Source organism: Paenibacillus sp. RC67, assembly GCF_030020805.1.
In the GTDB taxonomy this organism is placed as follows: domain Bacteria; phylum Bacillota; class Bacilli; order Paenibacillales; family NBRC-103111; genus Paenibacillus_S.
In genome coordinates this window covers 1,588,500-1,613,445 of the sequence record NZ_CP125098.1, presented here as the reverse complement: position 1 = coordinate 1,613,445, position 24,946 = coordinate 1,588,500, and the positions used below count along the sequence as shown (strand labels likewise).

At 49.0% G+C, this 24,946-nt stretch carries 14 protein-coding genes; 2 read left to right on the top strand and 12 right to left on the bottom strand.

The window, feature by feature from the left end:
• Window positions 1-7 precede the first annotated feature (7 nt).
• On the top strand, window positions 8-1,096 hold the full coding sequence (locus QMA13_RS07345) for an ABC transporter ATP-binding protein (protein ID WP_282940570.1): 1,089 nt from the start codon (window positions 8-10) through the stop codon (window positions 1,094-1,096).
• Between the two features lie 97 nt (window positions 1,097-1,193).
• Window positions 1,194-2,177, top strand: coding sequence for an extracellular solute-binding protein (locus QMA13_RS07340; RefSeq protein ID WP_282940568.1), 984 nt, complete (start codon window positions 1,194-1,196; stop codon window positions 2,175-2,177).
• Window positions 2,178-2,207: 30 nt separating this feature from the next.
• On the opposite strand, the gene QMA13_RS07335 is transcribed toward QMA13_RS07340, so the two are convergent.
• The 12 genes from QMA13_RS07335 to QMA13_RS07280 form a co-directional block, all read right to left on the bottom strand.
• Entirely contained in the window at window positions 2,208-4,283 is a 2,076-nt protein-coding gene (locus QMA13_RS07335; RefSeq protein WP_282940566.1) for a glycosyl hydrolase family 95 catalytic domain-containing protein, read from the bottom strand.
• Window positions 4,284-4,343: 60 nt separating this feature from the next.
• Window positions 4,344-5,900 (bottom strand): type 2 periplasmic-binding domain-containing protein, encoded by a 1,557-nt coding sequence (locus QMA13_RS07330; RefSeq protein ID WP_282940564.1) that lies wholly within the window; start codon window positions 5,898-5,900, stop codon window positions 4,344-4,346.
• A 72-nt stretch (window positions 5,901-5,972) separates the two neighbouring features.
• On the bottom strand, window positions 5,973-6,842 hold the full coding sequence (locus QMA13_RS07325) for a carbohydrate ABC transporter permease (protein WP_282940562.1): 870 nt from the start codon (window positions 6,840-6,842) through the stop codon (window positions 5,973-5,975).
• Window positions 6,842-7,693: an ABC transporter permease gene (locus QMA13_RS07320; protein WP_481858210.1), complete on the bottom strand. Its 852-nt coding sequence runs from the start codon at window positions 7,691-7,693 to the stop codon at window positions 6,842-6,844. The genes QMA13_RS07325 and QMA13_RS07320 overlap by 1 nt, the downstream gene beginning before the upstream one ends.
• Before the next feature lie 351 nt (window positions 7,694-8,044).
• Window positions 8,045-10,345, bottom strand: a complete 2,301-nt coding sequence (locus tag QMA13_RS07315; protein WP_282940561.1) for an AraC family transcriptional regulator — start codon at window positions 10,343-10,345, stop codon at window positions 8,045-8,047.
• A 254-nt stretch (window positions 10,346-10,599) separates the two neighbouring features.
• Window positions 10,600-11,895, bottom strand: coding sequence for a Gfo/Idh/MocA family oxidoreductase (locus tag QMA13_RS07310; RefSeq protein ID WP_282940560.1), 1,296 nt, complete (start codon window positions 11,893-11,895; stop codon window positions 10,600-10,602).
• A gap of 370 nt (window positions 11,896-12,265) precedes the next feature.
• The gene (locus QMA13_RS07305) at window positions 12,266-15,073 is read right to left on the bottom strand and encodes a discoidin domain-containing protein (protein WP_282940558.1); all 2,808 of its coding nucleotides are present in this window, start codon (window positions 15,071-15,073) and stop codon (window positions 12,266-12,268) included.
• A 158-nt stretch (window positions 15,074-15,231) separates the two neighbouring features.
• Window positions 15,232-18,354, bottom strand: coding sequence for a glycosyl hydrolase family 95 catalytic domain-containing protein (locus QMA13_RS07300; RefSeq protein WP_282940556.1), 3,123 nt, complete (start codon window positions 18,352-18,354; stop codon window positions 15,232-15,234).
• Window positions 18,355-18,366: 12 nt separating this feature from the next.
• Entirely contained in the window at window positions 18,367-19,242 is an 876-nt protein-coding gene (locus QMA13_RS07295; RefSeq protein WP_282940554.1) for a carbohydrate ABC transporter permease, read from the bottom strand.
• A 12-nt stretch (window positions 19,243-19,254) separates the two neighbouring features.
• The gene (locus QMA13_RS07290) at window positions 19,255-20,151 is read right to left on the bottom strand and encodes an ABC transporter permease (RefSeq protein WP_481858209.1); all 897 of its coding nucleotides are present in this window, start codon (window positions 20,149-20,151) and stop codon (window positions 19,255-19,257) included.
• A gap of 118 nt (window positions 20,152-20,269) precedes the next feature.
• Window positions 20,270-21,886, bottom strand: a complete 1,617-nt coding sequence (locus tag QMA13_RS07285; RefSeq protein ID WP_282940550.1) for a type 2 periplasmic-binding domain-containing protein — start codon at window positions 21,884-21,886, stop codon at window positions 20,270-20,272.
• A 250-nt stretch (window positions 21,887-22,136) separates the two neighbouring features.
• On the bottom strand, window positions 22,137-24,521 hold the full coding sequence (locus QMA13_RS07280; protein WP_282940549.1) for a helix-turn-helix domain-containing protein: 2,385 nt from the start codon (window positions 24,519-24,521) through the stop codon (window positions 22,137-22,139).
• Window positions 24,522-24,946: the final 425 nt, after the last annotated feature.

The following is a 24,946-nucleotide window of genomic DNA, read 5'->3' as shown; positions in this document are numbered from 1 at the left end:
GAGGCGCATGAGCTCGCAAGTGTTACTCGATTTGAAAAATGTCAACAAAGTATTTGGCGATAATCACGTCCTCAAGCAGATTCATCTGCAAATTGAACGCGGTAAATTCATTACATTCCTTGGGCCGAGCGGCTGCGGCAAAACAACGCTGCTTCGCTCCATCGCAGGCTTCTATACGATTGATGAAGGCGAGATTCGCATTGACGGCAAGCTCGTTAACGATCTTCCTCCTTATAAGAGGGGAACACCGATGGTGTTCCAAGAGTACGCTCTCTTCCCGCACATGACCGTATTCGATAATGTCGCATACGGTTTGGATATTCAGAAGCGGCCTGAGGCGGAAGTACAAGAGCGCGTCGCTGGTGCGCTTGCCAAGGTAAAGCTGACCGGGCTGGAGGAGCGTTATCCGCACCAAATGTCCGGTGGCCAGCAGCAGCGCGTTGCGATGGCACGGGCGCTTGTCATGAACTCGCCGATCATCCTGCTCGACGAGCCGCTCTCCAACCTGGACGCCAAGCTTCGCGAGGAGGTTCGCGTCGAGCTGCGCACGATCCAGCAGGAGCTTGGCTTAACCGTCATTTACGTTACGCATGATCAATTGGAAGCTTTGTCGATGTCGGACTACATCGTGGTCTTCAACAAGGGCGCCATCGATCAATACGGTACGCCACATGAGATTTATTATAAGCCGCGTACACCTTATGTCGCCGATTTCATAGGCACAACGAATTTTGCGGATGCTGTCGTACAGCAAACCGCCAGTGGGCAAGCTACTGTTGAGTATGCTATCAAAGGGAAGACACGTACTGCAGTAGCTACTAGTGATGAAGCCGTACAGCCGGGCGAACAGGTGCTGCTCAGCATCCGTCCTGAATCCATGCGCATCAACGCTGCTTACACCGACACCGATTTTGTCATCAGCGGCTTTGTAAAATCCTCCATGTTCCTCGGCGAGAAGGAGCGTTATTTTATTCTCGACGATACGATGAAAGAATGGATTGTCGACGTTTATGATATCGGTCAAACCCGCTTCGAGGGGAATGTTATGATCAGTGCAGCCGCAGAAAAAATCCATTTGATTAAAACCACAGCATAATTTATGATTCAACCAAAAGGAAACTTGTGTTTCCTTTTTTGGCTGTTCAGGAGGAGGCAGGATCATGCGGAAAAAGGAATGGCTCATCGCGTTGGCATTGGTCATAGCAGTCGCTGCCGGCATTATGCTGTTCAGCGAAAAAAAGAGCAATCAGCCGCTTAAGGTGTACGTTATTTTCCAAGAGGATGAGGGACGCATATTGCTGGAGACGTTCAAGAAAAAGACGGATCAGCCCTATGAGCTCATCCGTATGTCCAGTGGAGAAGCAAGCTACCGCTTGCTGACGCTTGGCAAAACGGGCATCGACGTCGTGCTTGGCGGTCCTGCCGACCTTCATGAGCAGCTGAAGAACAAGAGCAAATCCGTTCACTACCTGTCCCCCGCTGTCGGCAGTATCCCTGCCAAATACAAAGACAGCGACGGCTACTGGACAGGCATGTATATGGGCGCTCTCGCCATCGGCGTCAATCAGAGCGTGTGGCAGCGCGATCCTCAGCTGGCCTCCCTGCCAATGCCGCAGCAGTACGAAGACCTGCTGCGGCCGGAGCTAGCGGGCAAGATCCAAATTCCCGACCCGGAAACATCGGGTACGGGATACACACTGCTTGCTTCGCTCGCGCAGCAGCGGGGTGAGCATGAGGCCATCAGCCTCATGCAGAAGCTGAAGAAGCAAAGCGCCTCGACAACGTTCGCCGGCATCACAAGCGCGCAGCGTCTAGCAGAAGGCGAGGTCGCTGCCGTCGTCAGCTTCCTGGGCGACCAGCTGCGCTTCAAAAACTCAGGCTACGATATACGTTCAGTCATCCCACCGCAGGCCGGCTGGGAGATAGGCGCTATCTCAATCCTAAAGGGTGGCAACAACCCAGCTGCAGCGAAGCAGTTCGTCGACTTCATGCTGTCGCGCGAGGTTCAGGCGGATTATATGAATATCGCCTTCTCTTTTCCGGTTACACCCGACATTCCTGTGAATCCGCTGCTCGCTTCCGTCAAGCTGGAAAATTTATATCCCGCGTACCGCTTCGATATAGCAGCTCGTGTCCGCGAGCAGTTGATGAACCAATGGCGAACCGGGGTGGAATAAGGGAGCGCGAATCTGCTTTACTTCCTGATGCTACAGTCGTTGATGCAGTCCTTCACAACGAACCGTCCAAGTACCGTCTGATGGGAATCCCGGAGCATGTGTGTCCGGACCATCCTGCCATCCGCAGGCCATGAGCGCGACAGCTGCCAGCAGTCCACCGTTACCAGGCAAATAAGCAAGCAGATTATCGCGTTGATAATTGTGGCCGTTAGGCAGGTAAGTGTTCTTCGTGGCGTTCATCAACAGCAGGTCAACGGCCCTATTCCCATCACCGAGACGAGCTGCCGTCATAGCCGACATTGGAAAGTCCCAGCCCCATGAGGTATCCCACTTCCATTCGGTCACCACTTTGTTCAAAGTCGCCCGCATCACATCGTGGTCAACCGCTTTGCCGGGAAGAATCCCCAGCGCGCCGAGCATCGAAGGATGGTCGATATTCATCTTCGTATACGTATCCGGGCAGCGCTCATGCGCCATATATACGCCTTCTTCCCCTACAGGCAGCGGGGCAAGCCCGTCCCGTATCCGCTCCCAAAGAGCTTCCGTCGGCATCCCGAGTCTCTCTCTCCACTTCAAAGCGATCTCTAGGCCATGTCTCCAATATTCGAGTTCAAACGTAGGATTGATCGAATCCTCCCCGCGATGATTCTCCTGAGCGGGAATCACCGGCGGTCCAAGCACATAAGCCTTGCGATCGGCATCCCATACGGCAAAAGAAGCCATAAACCGCGCACTTTCCATGACGACGTCCTTCAGCCAATCCAGCGTTTCGCGGGTCGGCTCCGCCTGGTAGCATAGCTCTGCAAGATCAATTGGATGCGGCTGCTGCCAAATGAGCAGCGCTCCGATCGGTGAAGGGCTTTGCCGGCCTTCAGGCCCTACCATCTTCGGCCATCTTGCGCCCTCGTACCCCTGCGAGCGGGCCAGCTTCTCAGCGACCGGAAGAATCCTCCGATACCAATCGAGACTCTTCTTCAACAACCCGATGCGGCCCCACTGCGCAAAATGTGCCGCATGCCACCAATGCATCTCCAGGTGGAACTTGCCGAACCAGCTATTGTACAGCAAACCTGTCTCCTGAGGAGGAAGTGACCCTGCACAGTGGATTGCCGTCAAAAATTGCGACAGCACGATACGACGCTCCAGCTCGAGGGCTCGTGCGTCTTGGCTTTCTGCCAGCTCAATCACGCCTCCGTCGTTCCAGAATGCCTCCCAGTGGAGGCTGCTCTCCACTTGAATCGCATCGGCAGGTAGCATCTCAATCTCTCCTCCGGTTCTAACGAACCCGAAAGTGAAAGAGAATGTTTCTGTTAACGCCGAAGGGGTCAGCGAAAATGAGTGCTTGGCACCACGGCTCAACTCTGCGCTGTCAGACCATTTGACATCCATTCGATATCCGTCGCTATCCATCGTTCGTTCAAATACGGCCTTTCCCGACGAAACGTCGGCAACCTTCGTCTCGTGGGTTTCATCACGCCCCCACTCCACGGCCATGCATTTGCCCCAGTTACGAGATACCGGCTCCGGATCTGGAAAAGCAATCTCAATACATAGTCGGCCTTGTGCCAAAAGTGGTGAATCAATCTGGATACCAATCTGGTCACTATGTGGGTGACAGCACGTTATCACCTGTACCGCCAATCCTTCTACTCGAAAGCGGCTCGTAATGGTTCCACTCCACATGTCGAGCGTTTGCTTGGCATCCTGCACATCGGCGATGGCTATCCGTTTACCATCTTCTGCCCGAATAACCAGCCCAACCCGACCTAACTGAAGTCGATGGGGATTTTGCCGGAGCCAATGAAATACCTCTTCCTGACCTTCAGGATCGGTTTCATAACCGACCTTACGACCATAGGTTTCGTATTCCTTCAACCGAAGCTCCTCCAACTGGTGCTTATCCGGATTACCGGAACTGTGCCATCCCCACTGCGATTGAGTTCCTAATGGGAACGTGTAGTCGTTGGGAAAGCTCTGCATTCCGGTCAAATCTACGGTGTAGGCGATTTCGCTATTGCCTACAGAAAGTGGTGATAATGGGTCCAGTGCGTGAATTACAGGGTTATGTCGAGTAACCAGTGCTTTGCGGTCAATGCTCGATTTCATTACAAGCTCTCCTTATCATAACGGCATTGCCCTCAGCAAGAAGGCAATGCCGCCATATGGTTATTGTTTACTGTATTTTTGCACTTTGTCGTACCATTCCTGAACACGTTTGGTTACAGCGTCACCGCCGGATTTATTCCATTTGTCCACGAACTCATCGAACTTCTCAATCGGCCATTCACCAATAATGATTTTTGCCAAATACTCCTGGAACAGCTTATGCGATTGAATGTCAGGGAACCCTTCGTAGACGGAGCTCGGCATTCCATCGCCTGCGATTCTCCGTGCGTCTTTGGTTCCAACCTCAAAAATATCCTTGACCATCTTGGCTTGATCTTCCGGATAAAGCTGATCCAACCGTTTGTCCATCGATTCCTTCGTCGTGAAGTTTTGCATATCCAACGCGAGCGGTTTGTCTTCGGTTTGCGGCAGCAGCTTCTTCTTACCGTTCACAACCTCATGCTGAAGTCCTTCAACACCGAATCGGACGAAATCTTCATTGGCCGGGTCATAGAAAAAGTCGAGCAGCTTCAAGGAGTACGGTGCCAGCTTCTCGGAAGCCTTCGGAATCAGCCATTCGGCTTCCCCAATGCTTTTCTGGGTGATAAATCCGTTAAATCCGTCCACCTTCGGTAAGGCTAGAGCCGTCACATAAGCATTTGGCGCCGTTTTGCGCATGGCGTCCACTTTATCCTTCAATGAAGCAGGAAGATGATACCAGTTACCTACTAAATTGTTGTTGATTTTGGCTTGCCATACATCGCCTTTATTCAAGAATGTTTCGTTATCCAGCAGCTTTTGCGAATACAGCTCTCTCATAAAACCGATGGCTGCTTTCATATTTTTCGAAGTGCCTGCATATTGGATTTTGCCTTCGTAAATATCCCACTCTGGCTTCCCTTCCCACATGGCGACACCGTACATGGCGAACAGATGATCCATCCAAGTTCCGAATTCCCGGCCCAATGTCGGAATTTCATCCGCTTTGCCATTGCCATTCGGATCCTGATCTTTGAACGCTTTTAACAAAGTAACGTATTCATCCTTCGTCTTAGGCATACTTAAGTTCAGCTTGTCCATCCAGTCTTTGCGGATCATCGGAACCCGTTCCGGGATCATGTACACCTTGGGAACATAATAGATTTTGCCGTCCGGCGAGGCCGTACGCACAACATCCCAAGCTTCCTTCGGAATGCTTTTCCATACGTTCGGCGCATATTTAGGCAGCAAATCGTCAAGCGCAAGAGCTCCGCCCTGCTGAATGATCGTCTGCTCCACGCCGCCAATCGGACGCATAATATCCGGGAGATCGCCCGAAGCGATCATCACATTAATGTTTTCTGTAGGATCAGCTCCCGGTGGGCTAGTGGATAGCGCGTACTGTACCCCCGTTTTTTCAGCAACATATTTTACGTGAGCATTATTGTTGTCGGGAATCGTTCCCTTACCCATATGGGTTTTAAATACTTTAACGGTAACAGGACCGTTTCCTCCTCCTTGCGCGGCGTTCCCTCCCTCCGATTTGCCTGCTGTACTGCAGCCGGCTGCGGATAAAGCCGCAAGGATTAGAACCATTGCTGGAGCAATACTTTTCTTCATACGTTTACGTTTGGACATGCTTGACTCACCCTTTCGTTTCTAGTTCCCTTAAGCTCTTATATATTAAGCCGGGGCTTGGCCTAACTAACGTTATCCCTTCACCGAGCCGAGCAATGCTCCCTTGACGAAGTACTTTTGCAAATAAGGATATACCAGCAAAATCGGAACCGTTGCAAAAATGATTGTCGCCGCCTTCAGCGTCGTTGCATTAAAATCGAATGTCCCGATCATCTGATTAACAGGAAGAATCTCCTCCGTATTCATAAGGTACTCCCTCAACTTCATCTGCAGAGGCCACAAATTCGGATCGCGTATAAACATAACCGCCCTTTGGAATGTGTTCCAGTAGCCGACAGCGTAGAACAAACTGACCGTCGCCAAAACAGGCTTTGACAAAGGCAAATAAATTTGGAATAAAATCCGGAAATCGTTGCAGCCATCCATTTTGGCCGATTCGTCCAGTTCCTGGGGCATCCCCATAAAGAACGTTCGGATAATAATCATATTAAAGGTACTAATCAAGCCCGGAATGATAAGGGACCAAACTGAATTCAGCATCCCAAGCTCCCTGACGGTAAGGAAGAAAGGAATCATCGGAGCATTGAAAATCATCGTGATCACTATGAGCAGCATGACCTGCTTGCGAATGAGAAACGCCTGCTGTGCAAGCGGGTAAGCCGTCATGACGGTGAACAGCATACTCAATAAGGTACCAACGACAGATATAAATATCGTCACCCAGAAGGAATGCCACAAATCCTTTTTGTGTAAAATGAAATCCCAGGATGCTGTCGTAAACTCAACCGGTAGTATAAAAACTTGTTTGGCGTCGGCAGCGTAAGGCGAACTGAACGATACGGCAAGCATTTGAATCAGCGGGAACAGCATGGTCAATGAAGCTACTGCAAGAACCGCATAATTCACGACACTGAAACTTTTTTCTCCTAATGTTGGCTTCATCACCACAACCCCTGTTCCATTTTTCTTGCAAATCGGTTGAAAATCCATAGCAGAACAAATCCTATGACGGATTGGAATAAGCCGATAGCCGTCGTTACGCTGTACTGCGCTTGCAGAACACCTGCACGATATACGTAGGTCTCAATGATATCCCCTACCGAATAAGTCATCGGCGTCAGCAGGTTGTATACCTGATCGAATCCAAGCTCCAGAAAGTTGCCGATCCGCAGCAGGAAAAGAACCAAAATCGTTGGAAACAGCGATGGCAGCGTAATGTACAATGTTTGCTTCCATCGGTTCGCCCCATCAACAACCGCCGCTTCATATAGATGTGGGTTTACCCCGGCCAACGCCGCCAGATAAATGATCGTGCCCCAACCGATTTCCTTCCAAATCCCCGAGATGACTAGAATCGAGCGAAAAAACCGTTGTTCCTGCATATACAGGAGCGGCTCCAACCCGAACCATCCTCTCATCGTGTTGGCAATTCCCTTAGTGGCTAACAATTCAAATACGATCCCGCCTACCACGACCCATGATAAAAAGTGGGGAAGGTAGAAAAAGCTTTGAAACGTCCGCTTTGCGAGCGCTGAACGCACTTCATTAAACAAAAGGGCCAGTATAATCGGTGCTGGAAATCCGAATACAAGCTGATAGAACGCAATTAATGCGGTATTTCTAAGCACATTGTAAAAATCCTTATAAGTAAATATAAACCGGAAGTTATCGAGCCCGACCCATGGACTGTCAAAAATCCCCCTCATAATCTGATATTTCTGAAACGCTATGACGCTTCCTGCCAACGGTACATATTTGAAAACGATATAAAATACGATGCCGGGAAGAATCATTAAATACAGCAGCCCGTGTTTCCTTATGTTTTCGAGATACCGATTTTTTGACACTCTCGCTGTTGTTGCTGTGTGACCTGCCTTCTCGCTGAGCATCGCCCTGGCCATATGCAACCGACCACCTATCTGTATGGATTTGTTCATTGACGTTTATTATCTTAGCCCGGGCTCCGAGTCTGAAACAACACATCGTTTGACCAATTCATGCGCAGATTATGCAATAGGGACCATGCCTGGAGGATCGGTTTGTCCTTTGGAGCATCGGTTGATTGTCCAAACATATCTCTTATTGTTACTGACAAAAAGCACCTCCCCGAATAGCCGCTTCATGCGAACTGAGGAGATGCTCATTTACGAATTCAAACTGTTGAACGTAGCATCATGATTTCGTATCAGCTCCCTGTATTTCCCGGGAGTGATATCTTTATATTTTCGGAATACGCGAATAAAGCTGTTTTCATGCTGATAGCCGACCATCTGTGCAATATCCGATATTTTACTGTTTGTTTCCAAAAGCAGCTCAGCAGCACGTTCGATTCGAAGCTTTGTAAAATATTCGTGTATCGTTTCGTTCGTTTCCTGTTTGAATATTTGACTCGCCAAGCTAACGCTGATGCCAATGGAAGCTGAAATCTCTTGAACACCTACATTTTCTCCCAGGTGCTCTTTCATATAATCGATCATGTTCTGTACCATAATAAACTCTTTGCTTTGGATCAGATCGCCGAAGCGTTCGGCCAAGGATTTCGTCTGTTCGGTTAAGATGTTTCCGATATCATGAAGATCCATGGTTCGATAGGAACGGTCCACATCCGGTTCTTCCCAAACCCCAGGCTCTTTCCCGCGAGTAATCCGGTTCAGCTTGGCCGTGACGGTATCAAGGAATGAGAGCGCCTCAGATGGATACCAATAGTCTTCCCGGATATCATGAAGAATCCGTTCCAGAATACGCTGTGCCCGCTCCTCGATACCCGTTTCGATAGAGCTCGTCAAGTCATCAATGATAGCCTCGTTAGCAAAGGTATCGGACATTTCATGCTCTGACACCGCTTCGTAAGAAATGACACTGCCATAGCCCCGATATAATCTGTAGCTAAGCGCGTTGTCCGCTTCGTAAATCGCCAACTTAAGCTTGCCTGCTTCCGCATGGGGCTCGCTGTATCCAACCGATACGCTAAAATTAAGCAGACGTCGTATAATCATCACGGTTTCAGTCAGCTTCTCTTGCAGTGGCTGCGCTGTGCCGGCAATAGGCTGAAGCAATACGGCCGTCTGATCTCTTCCCAAATCTACACAAACGTTCCGCCAACCAGTAGACAGCAGCTCCGAAGCGATGTTTGCCAGTGCGTATTTAAGCAACAAATGATCTTTTTCCGGAAAACCCTTTGCCCATTCCGAATAACGGTCAATCGAAATGACAGCTACGGTAAGAGGAACATCAGACCACTCCGGAAAATAGCTCTTCCATTTCTCAGATATTTCACGGTTCGATTTCATATTCCCTGCAAACATATCATGCAAAAATTTAGAAGATGCTTCAGGCATCGTTTGCCGGACAAGTCCAGCCAGCTTTTCATGGTCTTTAAGGAGCTTGCCCGTGATTTTCTCCAAATCGATCAGATCCGGGCTGACCTCGTCCTGTCCGTAAGTCGTGAGCATCTTCCGCATCCTCCGTACCGGCTTAAAAGCAACGGAATGCGTGTAAAAGATCCCAATGCCGCCAAATACTAAGGCAATAAAAGATACTGCGATGACCACATTACGGATCGATGTCGACTTAGCCAGCAAATTGTCCTGTGGAACAAACGATACATAATCCCACTCCGTAACAGGAGAACGGGCGTGGGAAACTAACAGGCGCTTGCCGTTTTGGACAAAATCGCCGAACGGTTCGCCATTAAGCTGCTGCAGCGCCTTGCGCACCGTGCTTATTTCGATCGTCCCCTTGCCTGCAGAGTAGATCGGCTCGCCTTCCTTGCCAAGGATGAATTGCATCCGATTCAAGCCGGATACATATTCGGGATTCATGTTATTGAATAACGGATCGCTTTTAAAATTGACTGCAACAATCCCTTTAAACTGTCCCTGGATCAATATTTTGCGGAACAAAGTCACTTTATTAGAGGCGGGGTTATTCCCGGAAGCAGCCACTACCCGGGAACTTACAAGCATGAGCTTATCTCCAAACCTTTCAGCCACATCAACCCAATCCGAATCGGCGAACGTTACCGCCCTGGAGCTGAAGCCTTGGGGATAACCGACAAAGCTTTCGCGGGCTCGGTCATATATATAAATGCTCTCGATATAAGGCGAGTTGCCCAGCAGCGTCTCAAGAAACTGATACAGTTGATTGATGTTGCTATACGAGTTCTGCTCCTGCATCGTCAAGAAATTATAGACGTTGGATTGCAAGGCTACCTTGATGGCAATATAGTTCGTATCTTGAATATATTTATCTATATAATTCATACCAATACGCAAAGACTGATGCTGCGGCTCGCTTAATTCACTCTGCAGTACAGATTTCGACGTATAGTAAGACGTCAGACCGACCGCTAAAATAATCAAAGAAACGAAAATCGTCAGCATCAAGACCAGTCGGGTTTGTGTGTCCGATAAATAATATTTCAGCCATTGTGCAGGCTTGACCATAGCTTCCCCCCGCCTTCTGTGCAGCTTGATTGTCTAGGATACGCGTTGGGTCTCCATTATTGACGCCACTATTATTGCAACTTCTATGAGTCACTCTATTTCATTTAGGTTCAACATAGCGGTTCGGAATCCCTTTTTTTCTCGAAACATATCCCCAAATGTCCTGTTCGCTGGCTGCTTCTAATATGAAACCCCGACACATATTTCTATGCGGCGGGGTTCACGATCCATATATATCTACATGCAGCTATTGCTTAGGAATGGAATTGTACCAAATCATCAATCCTCACCGCTTCTCCCTTACGGATGGAACGATTTGCCGCGATCCCTGTCAGAATGGATCGAGCTCCATCAATATGATTGGCAGCGCGGTTGAACCTATCCTCCACCGGGGTACCAAAAATATCATTTAGTAGTATCGGATCTCCTCCGCCATGACCGCCTTTACCTTCTGCCACTTCTACTTCATACGGCTTTCCGAACATTGGCTGCACTTGGATGGATCTGTGCTTCACAGCTCCTTCTTGTGCTTTATCTCCACCTGAATTGACATAGGCTTTCTCGCCTACTACCATTTCAATTCTGCCCTTGGTACCGTTAAATGCAATACGGTAGCCTTCCCATGGCATGTAGCAGTTCAAGGAATAGGTCAATACGGCTTTATTTTTATAGCGGACCAATACACCCATCGTGTCCTCAATATTAATGCCGTCGCTGAATACGCTCTGATCGCGTCGGTAGCCATCTTCATGCTCTGCATCCAAGTACATGGCTTTCAAGTGTGGGTTTGTATCCAATTGAAGCGCAAACGGATCTTCCGCTGCCACCACATTGTTAGTTCCCCGATCGTAGAACTTTGTTACCCCGCGCTGTTCGGCATTTTCCCGACCATAGAAGAGCAGATCTCCGAAAGCAAATACCGATTCAGGCTCGGAGCCGATCCAAAAATTGACGAGGTCGAAATGATGTGTCGACTTGTGCACCAGAAGGCCTCCGCTGTTGCGTTTGTCACGGTGCCATCTGCGGAAGTAATCCCCGCCGTGTTTGGTGCTAAGCAGCCATTCGAAATGGACGGAGAGCACCTTTCCGATCGTACCGTCGGCTATAAGCTCGCGAGCTTTCGTATGATGCGGTGCATAACGGTAGTTGAAGGTAACACGTACATTTTTACCCGTCCGTTCAACCGTATCCAATATTTGCTGGCATTTATCTTCATCTACCGTCATCGGCTTCTCCGTAATAACATCACAGCCCAGCTCCATAGCCCGAATAATGTACGTATGATGCGTACGGTCCACACTCGTTACAACAACGGCATCCGGCTTCATCTCTGCAATCATGCGATCGAACTCATCCGATTTATATGTCTTTACCGGGGCATGATCATATTTTTCCTGCAGCATCCGATTGGCATAATCCATGCGCGTTTGGTTAATGTCGCAGAATGCCAACAGCTCCGACGTTTCCTTAAATTGCGTCACTATCGCCGAATAGAAGAACTCTGCTCTTCCTCCGGTTCCAACCAATACGTATTTTTTCTTTTGTGTCATTCTTTCCACCCTCTGCTGATCATTATATTGTTTGAACGTATTCATCCCAGTTCCATTTGCAGGATAAAACCTTATTAATAGTTCCATCCATAACAGGTACTCTTGTCGGGTCGGTTCATGAATTACGGGTTTATGATATCGAATGGCCATTTGCCGGACAACCATTCATTTCGCCATCCAATGCGCAATTTAAGCAAAAAGACTTAATACTGTACGATTGATTGATCTTGTGCAAGATCGGTTTGTAGGCTGAACGCACCAATAAAAAAATCTTCCCCATGTATCGTGAGGAAGATTTTTTTTCATCATATAATCCGCTAGTCTGGGCTTATTCATTTTCAGGAACAATCGTTATAGGAGCTCAGTGACTTTAATGGCTAGCGTCTCCATATACCTTGAACTCATAGCAGGATGCACTTCCTCCACTGTAGCTGGAGCCCGTTACGGTAATTCTGACATACCTGTATGTGGCGCTGAAGGTATCCGTTGTTAAGCCTTGGGTCGTATTTCCCGTCCTATCCAGAATGGTCGTATAGGTTATATCATCATTACTGCCCTCGATCTTGTACTGGTATGATCTTGGATATGTTGTACTGTTGTACCAGTAGCTTTCGAGCTTGGTAATATTCATGCTGCTGCCGAGATCAACCTTCCACCACTGCGGGTACGTGTTCGTTACTGCCGCCCATCGGGTAGAGTCATTCCCGTCATTGGCATTGCTAATATTATTCCCTGTTTGCACCGAGCTCGCCGTCGCTGTCTTGCCTTGCGATACAATTCCTGTTCGGGTGGTTGCGCTTACCATTGAACTCCATGCGCTTGAGCCTTGGCTGTTCTTAGCCCTTACCTGATAGGTATGGGTTGAGCCTGCTGCAAGTCCTGTATGGGAATAAGGACTGCTAACGTTACTAATCGTTACGCCGTCAACCAAAAGGTCATAGCCTGTAGCACCTGAAGAGACGCTCCAGCTGACATTGACCTGTGATGTGCTTGCAGCAGCCGCAGTCAAACCCGTTGGTACTGACGGGAGGTTGGGATTCGACGCTACCGGGGTGATGGTCATAAGCTGAGGATTACTTGCGTCGAACTTCATACTTTGCAGGGCCGCTTGGCCTGAGGCAAACTCGACTCCCAGGGCGCTTGCTCTGTTGACCAATCGGTACTTGGTGATCCCGCTTAAGCTTGTATACGTTGCTGCTGAAATCGTAGATGAGGAAGACGAAGGCGTAAGGTAGGCCGGGGTTGCATTGCCAATAGGAAGAAGATACCATTGGTCGCTGCCTCCTGCTGCTCCATTCCCACCATTTGCGTTAGGATTAGCATTGGCATCCGCTGCACCGGTGGTCACTGAAGCTCCCATCGCTCGCGTTGCTGCTGGCGTCGTTCCGGTTCCTTTCAGAACCTTACCAGTAGATGCATTCTGAAGACGGTAGAAGCCGCTGTTTTTTGAAGAATCAAACTCGTCAGGAACGGGAACAAATAGCCACTTATCCGCCGTACCATCCTTAAGCGCATTTCCCCCAATGGAGATGGTATAGGTGGATGATGGTGAAATGGCAGCTCCATTTTTATCCTTTGGCGGATTGTACGTGGAATAGTAAGTTTGACCAGCACCAGGATCCGCTGTGGAGTAATTGATTTGTTTGCCCGACAAATCAGAGATCGTCCTAAAGGAATAACCGCTGACTTGTTGATTCGTCAGGCTACCGGTGTCGATTTGGGACAAATAGCTGCCTACGGTAGCGGGCAGTTTCCCTACAATTTTAAAAGTGTCCGGAGCGCCTAAATCATCCGTCTCATACACGTATCCGTCATAGCCGACGGAACGATATTTGCCGCTATACGCATTGTAGGAGAAAGCATTCTCATATTGCGTATTGACCGGAACAAACAGCCTTTGGGACGATGTATTTTTAAATATAGGAGTGCTGCCGCCAGGAGTGACGGTAGTCAAGTATCCGGTCGAATTGTTTTCTTGCTTGATGGTTACTTTGCCGTTCTCAATGGATATGGTCATCGTTGCATCCAAAGCAGGATCGGAGTAGGAGACGGAAGGAATGCTGGTTCCGCTTGCATTTTTAATCGTGGCGTTGACTGTATTCGCAGTGTAGGTGCTGCCAGCGGCGTCCTTGAAGGTAAAGTCTCCACTGCTTGGAATTTTCTCGTAGCTGATGCTTAAGGCTGAGCCGTCCATTCCTGCACCTGTTAAAGTCAGACTATCCGTTGCTGGCGTATAATTCACCGTGAGATTATGATCACTGCCAGCGCCCATAGGACTGCCTATCCAGCCTGCATAACCTTTAAGCGCGGATCGGGTCCATGTCCCGTTGTACCAGACATCCCATGAGCCTTCAGCCATCTTGGCGCTGATCGGAGAACGGGCGAGGCTGAAGTAGGTGAGAATATTGGAATAGCCCGGTTTCCAATTGATGTGGTTATTGTAAAGAACATAGAAATAGCCATTGACATTATCCACAAAAAGGCGGGTACCGGCAACACCGTAGGACCAAGTCGAACCCGGAAAGTTGCTTGCAGTTGCTGCTTCATTGCTGTCATTCCATGGTGAAGTAGCTACCTGCCCAATCAGCTTCCATGTAACGCCCTTATCCGTCGAGTAAGAAGCCAGGACGCGGTTGTTATGGAGACCTGAAGCGATTCGGTCATTTGTAGTCGGACTGCCTGTTGCAAATGGATTAAATTGATACTCATCGTTGGTTAGGGCGTACCAGTAACCTGTATCCGGGTCGATCCATACGCCGATCCCATCGTTATGGTCATCCTGATAGGGAGTAGGAATGCCGTAGGTTTGATCGATCTTGTAATTGATGGTACCCGGCCTGTTCCAGTAGGAATTATAAGTGGTTGTAGTGCCCCAATTGGTATTCAATGCACCCAAATCCGTATTCGTGTTGTACTTAATCCAGGAGCCTCCGCTATCGGATTGCTCATAGTTGGCGACCGAGTACATCCAGTGAAACTCTCCATCTTGATCGACGAATGCCGAGCCGGCAATATCCGCTTTGCCTGCAGTGAGGCTCGGGACGGCTGAATTCTGCACATAAGTCGGGAATTTCTCTGTCCCTGCATAAGCAGTCGTGAACCCTCCCAATACTTGGGCCATCAAGAGAGCGGGAATCACGATCCGAGCTGCCTTTTTGACTTTCTTTTTCATTCGCATACGATTACCTCCTCATATAGGTTTTGTCGAAGGTCCTTCGGCCTTCTTTCCTTTTCCCTGTGGGCGGCAGGGGTGAGTCGGATTCTTGTTTCAGGAGGATACAATCCGCCTGCCTCGGCTCCTAGAGGTACATTCATCCCCCCTTTCGACACCTTCCATTACAAATATGAATAGTTTTTATTAATCACCAGCAAGTTCACTCTCCAGTGCAAGCCTGCGTTGGAACGGAACCTAAGGGTCACGTAACCGTCTTTTCTTTGGATAAGCGGTATGATATCCGTTGCATATTCTCCTGCTTTAAGCATTTTCTCCGTCTGCCATAACCATTGTCCCTCGATTTCAAGTACGGTAAAGGATGGTGTAGTGCTGTCCCCGGATACAATTAGCAGATCGTACCTCCCTTTGGGCAGCTCGACGATAAATGCAGCTTCTTCCATACCTCCTACGAAATCCCGGCGAAGCATGTCCGGCCCCCCACGATCTACCGCCGTGATGTTGTCTGGGCTTTCCCAACCCATCCCGTTGCGGGGTGTAAAGATGGTTTCTGGCGTTACTTTGCGAAAGGTTTGTCCAAGCACCCCTTCGACATGAACCTGACGGGGGAGAGCTTGGTTATAATCCTTGAGCAATTGCTCCGGCTTGACCCCGAAGTCGAGCCGATAGGCGGCAAGCCTTGATTCTCGGCTATTGCCTGCATAATAGTCAAAGGTGAAATGATCAATCAGCCGGTAGTGATGAGTGTCCTTGTCTTTACCTAGGAATACTCTCCGGTGGGTATGAGCCTCATGAACGCGTGGATGCACGTCGCCTTCAACGGTGGTACATTCCTCTCCTACCGAATGCGCCGGTGGCCTATCGGGCTTGAAAGCATTTGCCTGCGAATAAAGGATATACTCGCCTCCGCTAACCGTATCGAAGTACAGTTGTCCGTCCAGCAGGACATACTCCACTGCTGTCCTCGTTGAAGCCGCAACGTATGAGATGGAGACGCGCTCCTCTTCGGTAAACGGATTGTGTAGTACGGCCTTGCCGCCTGCTTGGCTTCGGATCGAGATCCAGACCGTTCGTCCTTCCTGCATTCTGGCACTGACCTCGAACCCTCCGACAGCCAGTAATCCGCGGAACTCGCAATCGCTCCATTGCCTGTAAGGACGAATCTGTTCACCGGCATGATGATCGTACAGGCCAACCGTCCGTTCCGGCTCATTCCCCCCTTGTGGCATAGCCGGGAAAACCTCAATCACGCCGTTGTAGCTTTGCAGCAGCATCTCGTTCACGGCAGCGACGATTTCACCGGAAGCTTCCATCATGTGTGGATGGTACAGCGGCTCATTCGTAATGTTGCAGTAATTCATCCAGCGCTCCGTCTCTTCCGCGAACAACCCGTTGCACCTTAGGGACAGGTCGATGCCTTGCTCGTACAGCAGGCGAAGCGCGGTATCCCCTTGGCCCATACGGGAGGCCGTGCAGGACAGCCAGCCGAACTGGAACATCCCGTATTCCGTATTCTCCTCGGCATAGCGGAGCGTGTTCTCAGCCCGCTGTCGGAGCGACATATCGCTGTATTTGTTGATTTCACCGATCGGATAAATCGGCATAAGAAGCGAAGGATGCCGTAGATGCAGATCGGCTGGCGCCCAATCAGAATCGAGCAGCACATCACCGTAGTGTGAAGAGATGCCGCAAGGATAAGGAGCAAGTCGGTTCGCAATCTCCCTCCACTTATAGCGGTCTTCAGCAGCTTCATCCAGCTGCTCATTGGCCTCTGCTGCAATTTGCAGTAAATATTTGACCGACGCCAACGTGCACGTTGAGTTGCGCGTAAGGGGTCCCTGCTCCGGTGAAATATCCGGAAACACCTCGTACTGCCCCTTCTCCGCATTGTATTGCAAATAGCCTTCGAAAAACCGAGCAATCCGTTGAAACAGCGGATACGCCTTCTCCCGCAAAAAGCCCATATCCATGCTGTAGCGGTAATAATCCCAAACAAACTGCGCGCACCACGGCCATATGCTGAAATACAGTGCATGCGGGTAATCCCCTGCAATCCCTTCCAATCCGTAGAATTGTTTCGCCATCTTCTCGGCATTGGCGGCGTAGGTAAGCAGCCCTTCATTGAATGCTTCGGCTACTTCCAAATGGTTTGCTGTGTACAAGGGCCAAAAGGCGGCTTGAATGTTGACGTCCCAATACCACATGCTGCCCCATTTGGTCGGCTGCTTGATGTCCCACAAGCCGTTTAATCCGCAGGCTTGCTCTGGCATGGTGCCACCCCTGCCGCTGCAACAGGCGAGAGCATACAGGTTGATATGCCATAAATCCTCAAGCAACTTGTCGGGCAGCGTCACCGATGACCTTTCCCAAAAGCTTCGCCAATGCTTCTGATGATACTTCTTCATGTCCATAATCCGTTCCTTGGACTTATTCGAACGCTGCAAAGCGGTGTGCAGCAGATCATCGGCCTGCTCTTCCGTTACCACCGTCGTAAGGAGAGTCAAGCATTCCTCTGCGTCTAGAAGCCTTATGCTTGCATTGTCCGGCGAACATTCTAGACTGCCCTTCGCTCCGATCAGCCTCAACATCACGATGAAGGAAAACGAGCGATAAGCCTCCTTATCCTCCCCATAGGGATAAAACGAGCCTACATAGTAAAAAGTCGACTCATTATGCTGATGATAGGTTACGCTCATGTCCACATAGCGTCTTGCCGGGACTGTCAGGACAATGGATTCTAATAAAGAACCGGATGTTTGTCTGATTTCCGTTACGAGATCATCATGGTCCTGAGCTACGAATGTACTAGCATCGAGCTTCTTGTCCTCCTTCTCGATTTGAAGGTGCACGACTCCCTTCCCCACATCGAGCTGCAAGGAATAAGAATCCGGCTCCTCCAACTCTGTTGACGGATGCAGGTGGATTTCTCCGGTCGGATAATGGGAGGTACCTCCGTGCGGTTTGCCATATTTGCGGTACATGCTGCTGTTGGACAAAGCGTCGCCGTACAGAAAGATGGGCCCCTCTCCGGGATCGCGGTACATTTCCTTTGCTCTTTCCTTGAGCTGCTCGAAAGTACGGCCATATTGAACGCTATAGTCGCGTCCTTCTCCTTGCAGGTATTTCTTGCTGTATCGATGGAGCTTGCGATAATACACCTCGTAATGATTAAGCGCTATCGTTAGCCGCTGATCCTCGAAGTACATCATGCCGCCAAAATGTCCGTTGCCAAGCGGCAAAGCCTCATTCCAGCCGCTCGGCGCATGATTGAATGTCACTGTTGTCACCTTAGGTTCCTCCTACCCTTTGATCGCCCCGATCATGACCCCTTTGACAAAATACTTCTGCAGGAAAGGGTATAAGCAAATGATCGGCAGCGTTGAAACGATGATCGTTGCGTATTTGATCGTTTCCCCAATGGCATATTTGTCGTCGCTGGCCGAGCTGGTCATCATCGAATCGGTGCTGTTAGCGATCAATATGTCGCGGAGAACAAGCTGAAGCGGGTACTTCTCACTATTCCGCAAATAAACGAGCGCATTGAAGTAAGAATTCCAATGTCCTACCGCGTACCACAGAATCATCACGGCTATAACCGGCATAGACAGAGGAATAACGATACGGAATAATATCGTCCAATCTCCCGCTCCATCCATTCTCGCCGACTCCTCCAGGCTGACCGGAACGCCCTGGAACGAGGTTCTCATGATGATCATATTGAACGTATTGATGGCGCCGGGAATGAGAAGCGCCCACATCGTATTCATCATTCCTAGTTGATTGACTAGCAAGTAGCTTGGAATCAATCCGCCGTTAAATACCATCGTCACTACGATGAAGAACATAAGGATATGTTTGAAATACAGATTCGGTCTGGATAGGACATAGGCGCCGATCGCCGTCATCACAAGGTTGATTGCCGTTCCTACTATTACATACAGAAGCGTATTCTCGTAGCCTTTTATAATCATCGGGTTGCTAAACACCGCTCTGTATGCGCCGAGATCGAAACCGGCTGGGCCGAGCAGTATCCCACGATTTTGCAGAAATGACGTCGCTTCGCTGAAGGATGCGAACAGAACGTACAAGAACGGATAAAGCGTCACAATGCATAGACCGATCATCAGAAGCGTGTTTAAATAGCTGAATGCACGTTCCCCCAAGGTTGGTTTCATTTGCGTATCTCCTTACCAAAGTTTGTTCTCGCTAAGTCGCTTAATGACATTATTGGCTGCCACGATCAGAATGAAGCTTACGACAGAGTTGAACAGACCGACAGCCGCTGTAAAACTATAGCTAGCCTCTAACACCCCTTTGCGGTATACATACGTCGATATGACGTCCGCCGTCGAATAGGTCAGAGGATTATAGAGCAGCAGCACCTTCTCGCTGCCAACCGACAGCATGTTGCCCATTTGCAAAATAAACAATATGGCAATCGTCGGCATGATGCCCGGAAGCGTAACATGCAGCGTCTGCTTCCAGCGACCGGCTCCATCGATCCGTGCCGCTTCGTACAGTGTCGGATCAATGGCAGTGATTGCCGCAAGGTAAATGATCGAGCCCCAGCCGATGCCTTGCCAAATCCCGGACGACACGAACAGAAACCGGAACCAGCCAGCCTCCTTAAGGAAGTCGATCGGCTCGATGCCAAAGGAGCCGAGAATCTGGTTAATGAGGCCTGTGCGGCCAAGGAAATCGATCATCATCCCAGCCAACACGACGATCGAAATGAAGTGCGGTAAATAGGAGACGGTTTGCACGAACCTCTTGAACAAGCTGCTGCGGATTTCGTTCAGCAGCAGTGCCAGCAGGATAGCCGCCGGAAAGCTGAACAACAGCTCGTAAACGTTGATCAGAATTGTGTTCTTGATCAATCGCCAGAAGTAAATTCCATTGAAGAAGCTTTCAAAATGTTTAAATCCAACCCACGGGCTTCCCCAAATTCCTTTTGCCGGCTGAAAGTCCTTAAAAGCGATTTGCAGGCCGTACATCGGCCCATAATGAAAAATGACATAGTAAGCTATGACTGGAAGTGCCATCAAATAAATGGTCCAATGCCGCCGCCAATCAGCGCGCATCATTTGCAGCGCAGTCGGGTTGCTGAAGCTTCTCGACATCGTTTCTCCCTACCTTTCTGTCTGGGGCTGCGGTGAAGTCAGGGAAGATGAAATTGCGCTCTCCCCCAACCGCGTCACCTGTTTAGCGCTTGTTGAAGCGTTCAAGCGCCGTTTGCTGAATTTTAATGGCATCGTCGATGCCCATGCTTTGAATTTTTTTGACGTACTGATCGAAGTTATTGATCGGTTCCACACCCATAATGAACTTCAGCAGCATTTCATCCTTGTACGTATTGATATCCGTCATGATGGAGGCAAACTTGCTGCTCTCGTCCTGTGTTGGGGTTACAAGCGGCATCTTGCGCTCTGCTGTCGGCTTCGACCAGATAGCTAATGCGTCTTTCTGCTGCGGGAGCGCTAGATATTGCAATTGGAAATTGTCACTGAGTACGAACGGTGCACTCCACGTCGCCCGGGTATACTTGGCAATGGCTTGCTGGGAGCTGATGCCGCTCGTCGGGTTCAATACTTCCGGTTTTAATACGGCCTTGCCGTTCTGCATCGTATAGCTTTGGCCCTCAATACCATAATTAAACAACAATTCGCCTTTTTCCCCATAAGCGTAATCCAGCCATTTGACCGTTTCGATAGGGTTTTTGTCACTTGTCGTAATAGCTGCGCCAATACCGTTAAAAGCAAAATCCTTCTGCCCCCAAATCACTTTATCTCCGGACTTCAAGACGGGATAAGGAGCGGCGACAAGATTAAAGCTCGGATCTTTATCTTTCATTAGGCCAGCATATTTGCCGATCCCCCCGCCGTTGAAAGTGGCTGTTGCGCCGAGCAGGTTCGTTGTCATTTTGTTGTCGAGCAGCTTGGCGTTCGGTGCCGCAAAATCTTTATCCAGCAGACCTTCCTTGTACCACTTGTTCATCGTAATGAGAAAATCCTTAAATTCCGGCTGAATAGGACCGAATTTTACTTTGCCGCTATCCTGATAGAAGCTGTTATTAATGCCCCATGCGCCAAGGAAGGGAGCGTCGGTATTCAATAAGTCTTTATCCAGGTTGATCGGAATTTCGTCCGCTTTGCCGTTGCCGTTCGGATCTTTCTCTTTAAACGCTTTCAATACGTTGTACCATTCGTCAATCGTCGTCGGTGTTTTCAAGCCGAGCTTATCGAGCCAATCCTGACGAATCGCAGGGCCAAAAAATACCCTAACCTTATCGTCACCACGCAGGAACGGAAACGCATATAGGCTGCCATTGTCGGTTGTGATTTGCTTCTTCCAGTCAGGATGATCAGCAAGCAGCTTCCTCAGGTTCGGAGCATATTTATCAATCAGATCATTCAGCTTGATGATTTTATTATCCTGAATCGCTTTCTCCGGACCGCCTGGATAATCGGTCCAGCCGTATTCGATGACATCCGGCAGCTGGTTCGAGGCAATCATCAGGTTAAACTGCTCCTTCGCCTGCGCCGAATCCAGTGGAGGATGCTGGAATTCCACTTTAACCCCGGTTACTTTCTCCATTTCTTTATACATTTCCATGTCAGCGTATGTCTTCATCTGCGCTGCAGCCGCAGGATGATTCGCCACCCAATACGTCAGTTGAGATAGCTTCGGCGGCTGCGATTCTTTGCCGTCCTGCTGCAATACGGATGGGGTCCCTCCGCTTTGCCCGCTGCATGCGGCAACCGAAACCGCGAGCGCGGCAACCACCATGGCGAAGCTTGCCCTTCTCATCTTTTTGTTCATTCTCTTGCCTCCCTTTGATTCGTTGATGGTCTATTGTAAGGTGGAAGCCCCAGCGTGTCGTTGCGGCTTCTGGTTTCAAGTGTATAATCAGAATCCCGGTTCTGCCTACTTTCTCCTTTTCACCTGCGTTGTACTTTCGTAAGAAATGCGGGGATGTATAAAAGAAATCAGTCCTACATTAAAAATCGTCAGTGGATGTCTTCAACAAGAAGCGGGTAAGGAAAAAGGCAGTCTCTTTGGAGACTGCCCGCTATTCATCTGGACTGGTCATGTCCGACCTGATCGTTTCCCTATATTTCCCTGGCGTAACTCCTTCCAGCTTCTTGAACGCTCGGATGAAGACGACGTCGTTATTGTAACCGACCATCTGTGCGATTTGCGCGATCGTCAGACTCTTATTGTCCATGAGTCTCTTCGAGGCCTTAATTCTCTTGTGAGTGATATAATCGAGCAGATTTTGCCCCTGATTTTTCTTGAAGAACGTAGAAATATATTGCGGCGTCATCTGGAAACGATCCGCAACCATCGCAAGTCCAAGGCTCGGATCGCTGAGACCGCGATCGACGAAGTCGACCATGTCCTGCAGCAGTTGTATGCGATGATCGGACCTTTCAACGTTAAATGATCGGGTGAGTGTTTCATACAGCTCCTTCGTTTTCAGCTGCATCCCCTCCGCAGTCGAGTGACTAAACACAGCTTTGATCGGGTCGAAATCCTTGCCAAGCACGTCCAACTGATTCGTGTTCGTTGAGTTTAAAATTTTCAAAAACGTACTTATGACATTGAAGAACAAGCATTTACCGAGCTCCGGTGTGAAGTGACTAGAGTCGAAGTTCATTGAGTATATTTTATCGAGCAGCTTCACGACATTATCGGTATCCCCGCTGCGCACAAAGTTGGTTAGCTGTATTTCGATTTCAAGCGGATAATAATAGTGCTGTTTGGTACTGGCAATATCCTGAAAATGAATGATTGCGTTCTTCCCCAAGATCAGTCTGTACTCCAGCGCTGCAAGCGCTTCCGGGAAAGAATCTCTAATCGCTTTAGGTCCTTGATGAATCCCCCCGGCAGCGACGGTTATACCAATTTTGAACCTTTGTGAAATCATTTCATAGAGGGACTGAACGATATCCCGAATTTCGGCTTCCGCGATCTCCTCCCGCTCCTTCTCCAGATTGATTAGAAGTGCGAGCCGGTCCCGGTCAAGCTCTACGGGAAAGCCTTTGTGGGGATGCTCGATCAGATCGACGCCTATATTGGATACGATAAACCTTGCCAAGGCCCATTGCTGCTCGTTTTCCTCGGTATAGAGATGAATATCCTCTATTTTGACAAGCACAACGGCGAATCGATCACTGATAAACATCAGATCCATAAACCGCAGCGAATCTTCGTTCCCCGCAGATACGTCCACATCCATATAACCGTGCAAAAGACGGGATAAGTAGTTCGCGCGGATGAACGGCGTTTGCTTTGTCAGCTTGTTTCGCAAATGCTTCTCTTCATGAATCGAACCCTCGATGGTCTGGCGAATAAACTCGTACTCGTCAAAAGTAGGCTGCCTGCTCATATGTTTGCATTGCATGATCGCATTCACCGTTTTTTGTAGCGGTTTATAGCTGCGGTATACCCCGGCGATGACGGCAAGCAGACCGGCGATCAGGCACAGGACGAACAAGCCTAGGGACCATCTTTGAATTTGATTGACCTGCTGCATGAATACATCGCTCGGCGTGATAGATACATATTTGAAGCCAGCTCTCTGCGATGACACGAACGATACCATCTGATCTATGCCCGCCAGCTGGTAGGTGAATGGAGCATCGGTATGCTCCATTCGCTTGAGCAGCTCGTCGGGAAACGGCGTCGCGCTCGTGCTCATGATCGTTTGGCCGTCGTTGTCAATAATATAGATGGCGCTGTTACTGGCCGATTCGAGCTGGGCGAACATGCTCTTGATCTGATCGACATCGATCAGAACGATAAAATTGCCGAGATTATCAGCCTGTGAACTCACGGGAAGCGTTTGCGCATAGACGATAACATCCTTTGGAAAATTTTCAATACTCGCTAACGGGTTAAGCCCACGGGCAAGGGAAGTTACCGGCAAGTAGGACGCCTTGTGCAAACCAGTCAGAAGTCCTATTCGCCACTGCTCGTATGACTGGCCTTTAAACGTGTAATTGGTTGAATAAAACGTGTGCGAGTCGGTAAGCAAGTCCGCTTTGACGATCTTATCGCTCCGCGAGAAATAGACGAAGTAATCGAAAATAAAGCTGCTGGTCATGCTTCGGTACCGAGTCATTTTATCCCGCATGAACTCGATAAACTGATACTCGTCAGCGCTGCTCGCATGATCGGGAATCTTCAGCATGTAATCCAGCTTGGGATCAAACACGACTTGACGCGATAAAATATCCACTTCCGACAATTTGTTGTCTAGCAGGAGCCTAAGCTGCTCCAGCATCGCCGCGTTGGAGCGGTTCGTGCTATTGTCTAAACTCCGCTCAACCTTAGCATACAGAAACAGCCCCATGGCCATCGGAATTAGCAGAATGAACAGGTTGGAAACAATCAGGGTCTTGAGCGCATTTCTGCGATTGCCGAACAAGCGTAAATGAAGCCTTAGTCTCAAAGCCGTTCACGTCCAATCCTGAAAGATCGTATAGGAATAGTCCTTAAGCAAATTTACCTAAATAATAATATGCAATCCAAACATGCACAATCCGAATTATAAAAATAATAATGACAGCTGGGAACAGACCGTTTTCGAATATTTCACTTAATCCCTTTAACTTCCGATTTAAGTCCACCTTTTTTGAAAATACCGAAATGATAATCTCTGTATAGTAGTGATTCTGAAATCCAAAATGCCTTAACTTTGAATTTCTTTGATACCTCAAGTGGGAGCTTCTCATCTAATATAAATCGGGCATTTATATCAAAAATTAACGTCCATGGCCCAACTTGACCAACACCAAAGCAACCCCATATTCCATGCCATTCATTTCACCTCTTTAATTTTGCGTTCAGGTGATGAGTTCGACATAAACTATCAAT

Coding starts and splice junctions, on each gene's coding strand:
- QMA13_RS07345 (WP_282940570.1), top strand. CDS start 8: ATGAGCTCGCAAGTGTTACTCGATTTGAAAAATGTCAACAAAGTATTT.
- QMA13_RS07335 (WP_282940566.1), bottom strand. CDS start 4,283: ATGAAATCGAGCATTGACCGCAAAGCACTGGTTACTCGACATAACCCT.
- QMA13_RS07330 (WP_282940564.1), bottom strand. CDS start 5,900: ATGTCCAAACGTAAACGTATGAAGAAAAGTATTGCTCCAGCAATGGTT.
- QMA13_RS07325 (WP_282940562.1), bottom strand. CDS start 6,842: ATGAAGCCAACATTAGGAGAAAAAAGTTTCAGTGTCGTGAATTATGCG.
- QMA13_RS07320 (WP_481858210.1), bottom strand. CDS start 7,693: ATGATTCTTCCCGGCATCGTATTTTATATCGTTTTCAAATATGTACCG.
- QMA13_RS07315 (WP_282940561.1), bottom strand. CDS start 10,345: ATGGTCAAGCCTGCACAATGGCTGAAATATTATTTATCGGACACACAA.
- QMA13_RS07310 (WP_282940560.1), bottom strand. CDS start 11,895: ATGACACAAAAGAAAAAATACGTATTGGTTGGAACCGGAGGAAGAGCA.
- QMA13_RS07305 (WP_282940558.1), bottom strand. CDS start 15,073: ATGCGAATGAAAAAGAAAGTCAAAAAGGCAGCTCGGATCGTGATTCCC.
- QMA13_RS07295 (WP_282940554.1), bottom strand. CDS start 19,242: ATGAAACCAACCTTGGGGGAACGTGCATTCAGCTATTTAAACACGCTT.
- QMA13_RS07290 (WP_481858209.1), bottom strand. CDS start 20,151: ATGATGCGCGCTGATTGGCGGCGGCATTGGACCATTTATTTGATGGCA.
- QMA13_RS07285 (WP_282940550.1), bottom strand. CDS start 21,886: ATGAACAAAAAGATGAGAAGGGCAAGCTTCGCCATGGTGGTTGCCGCG.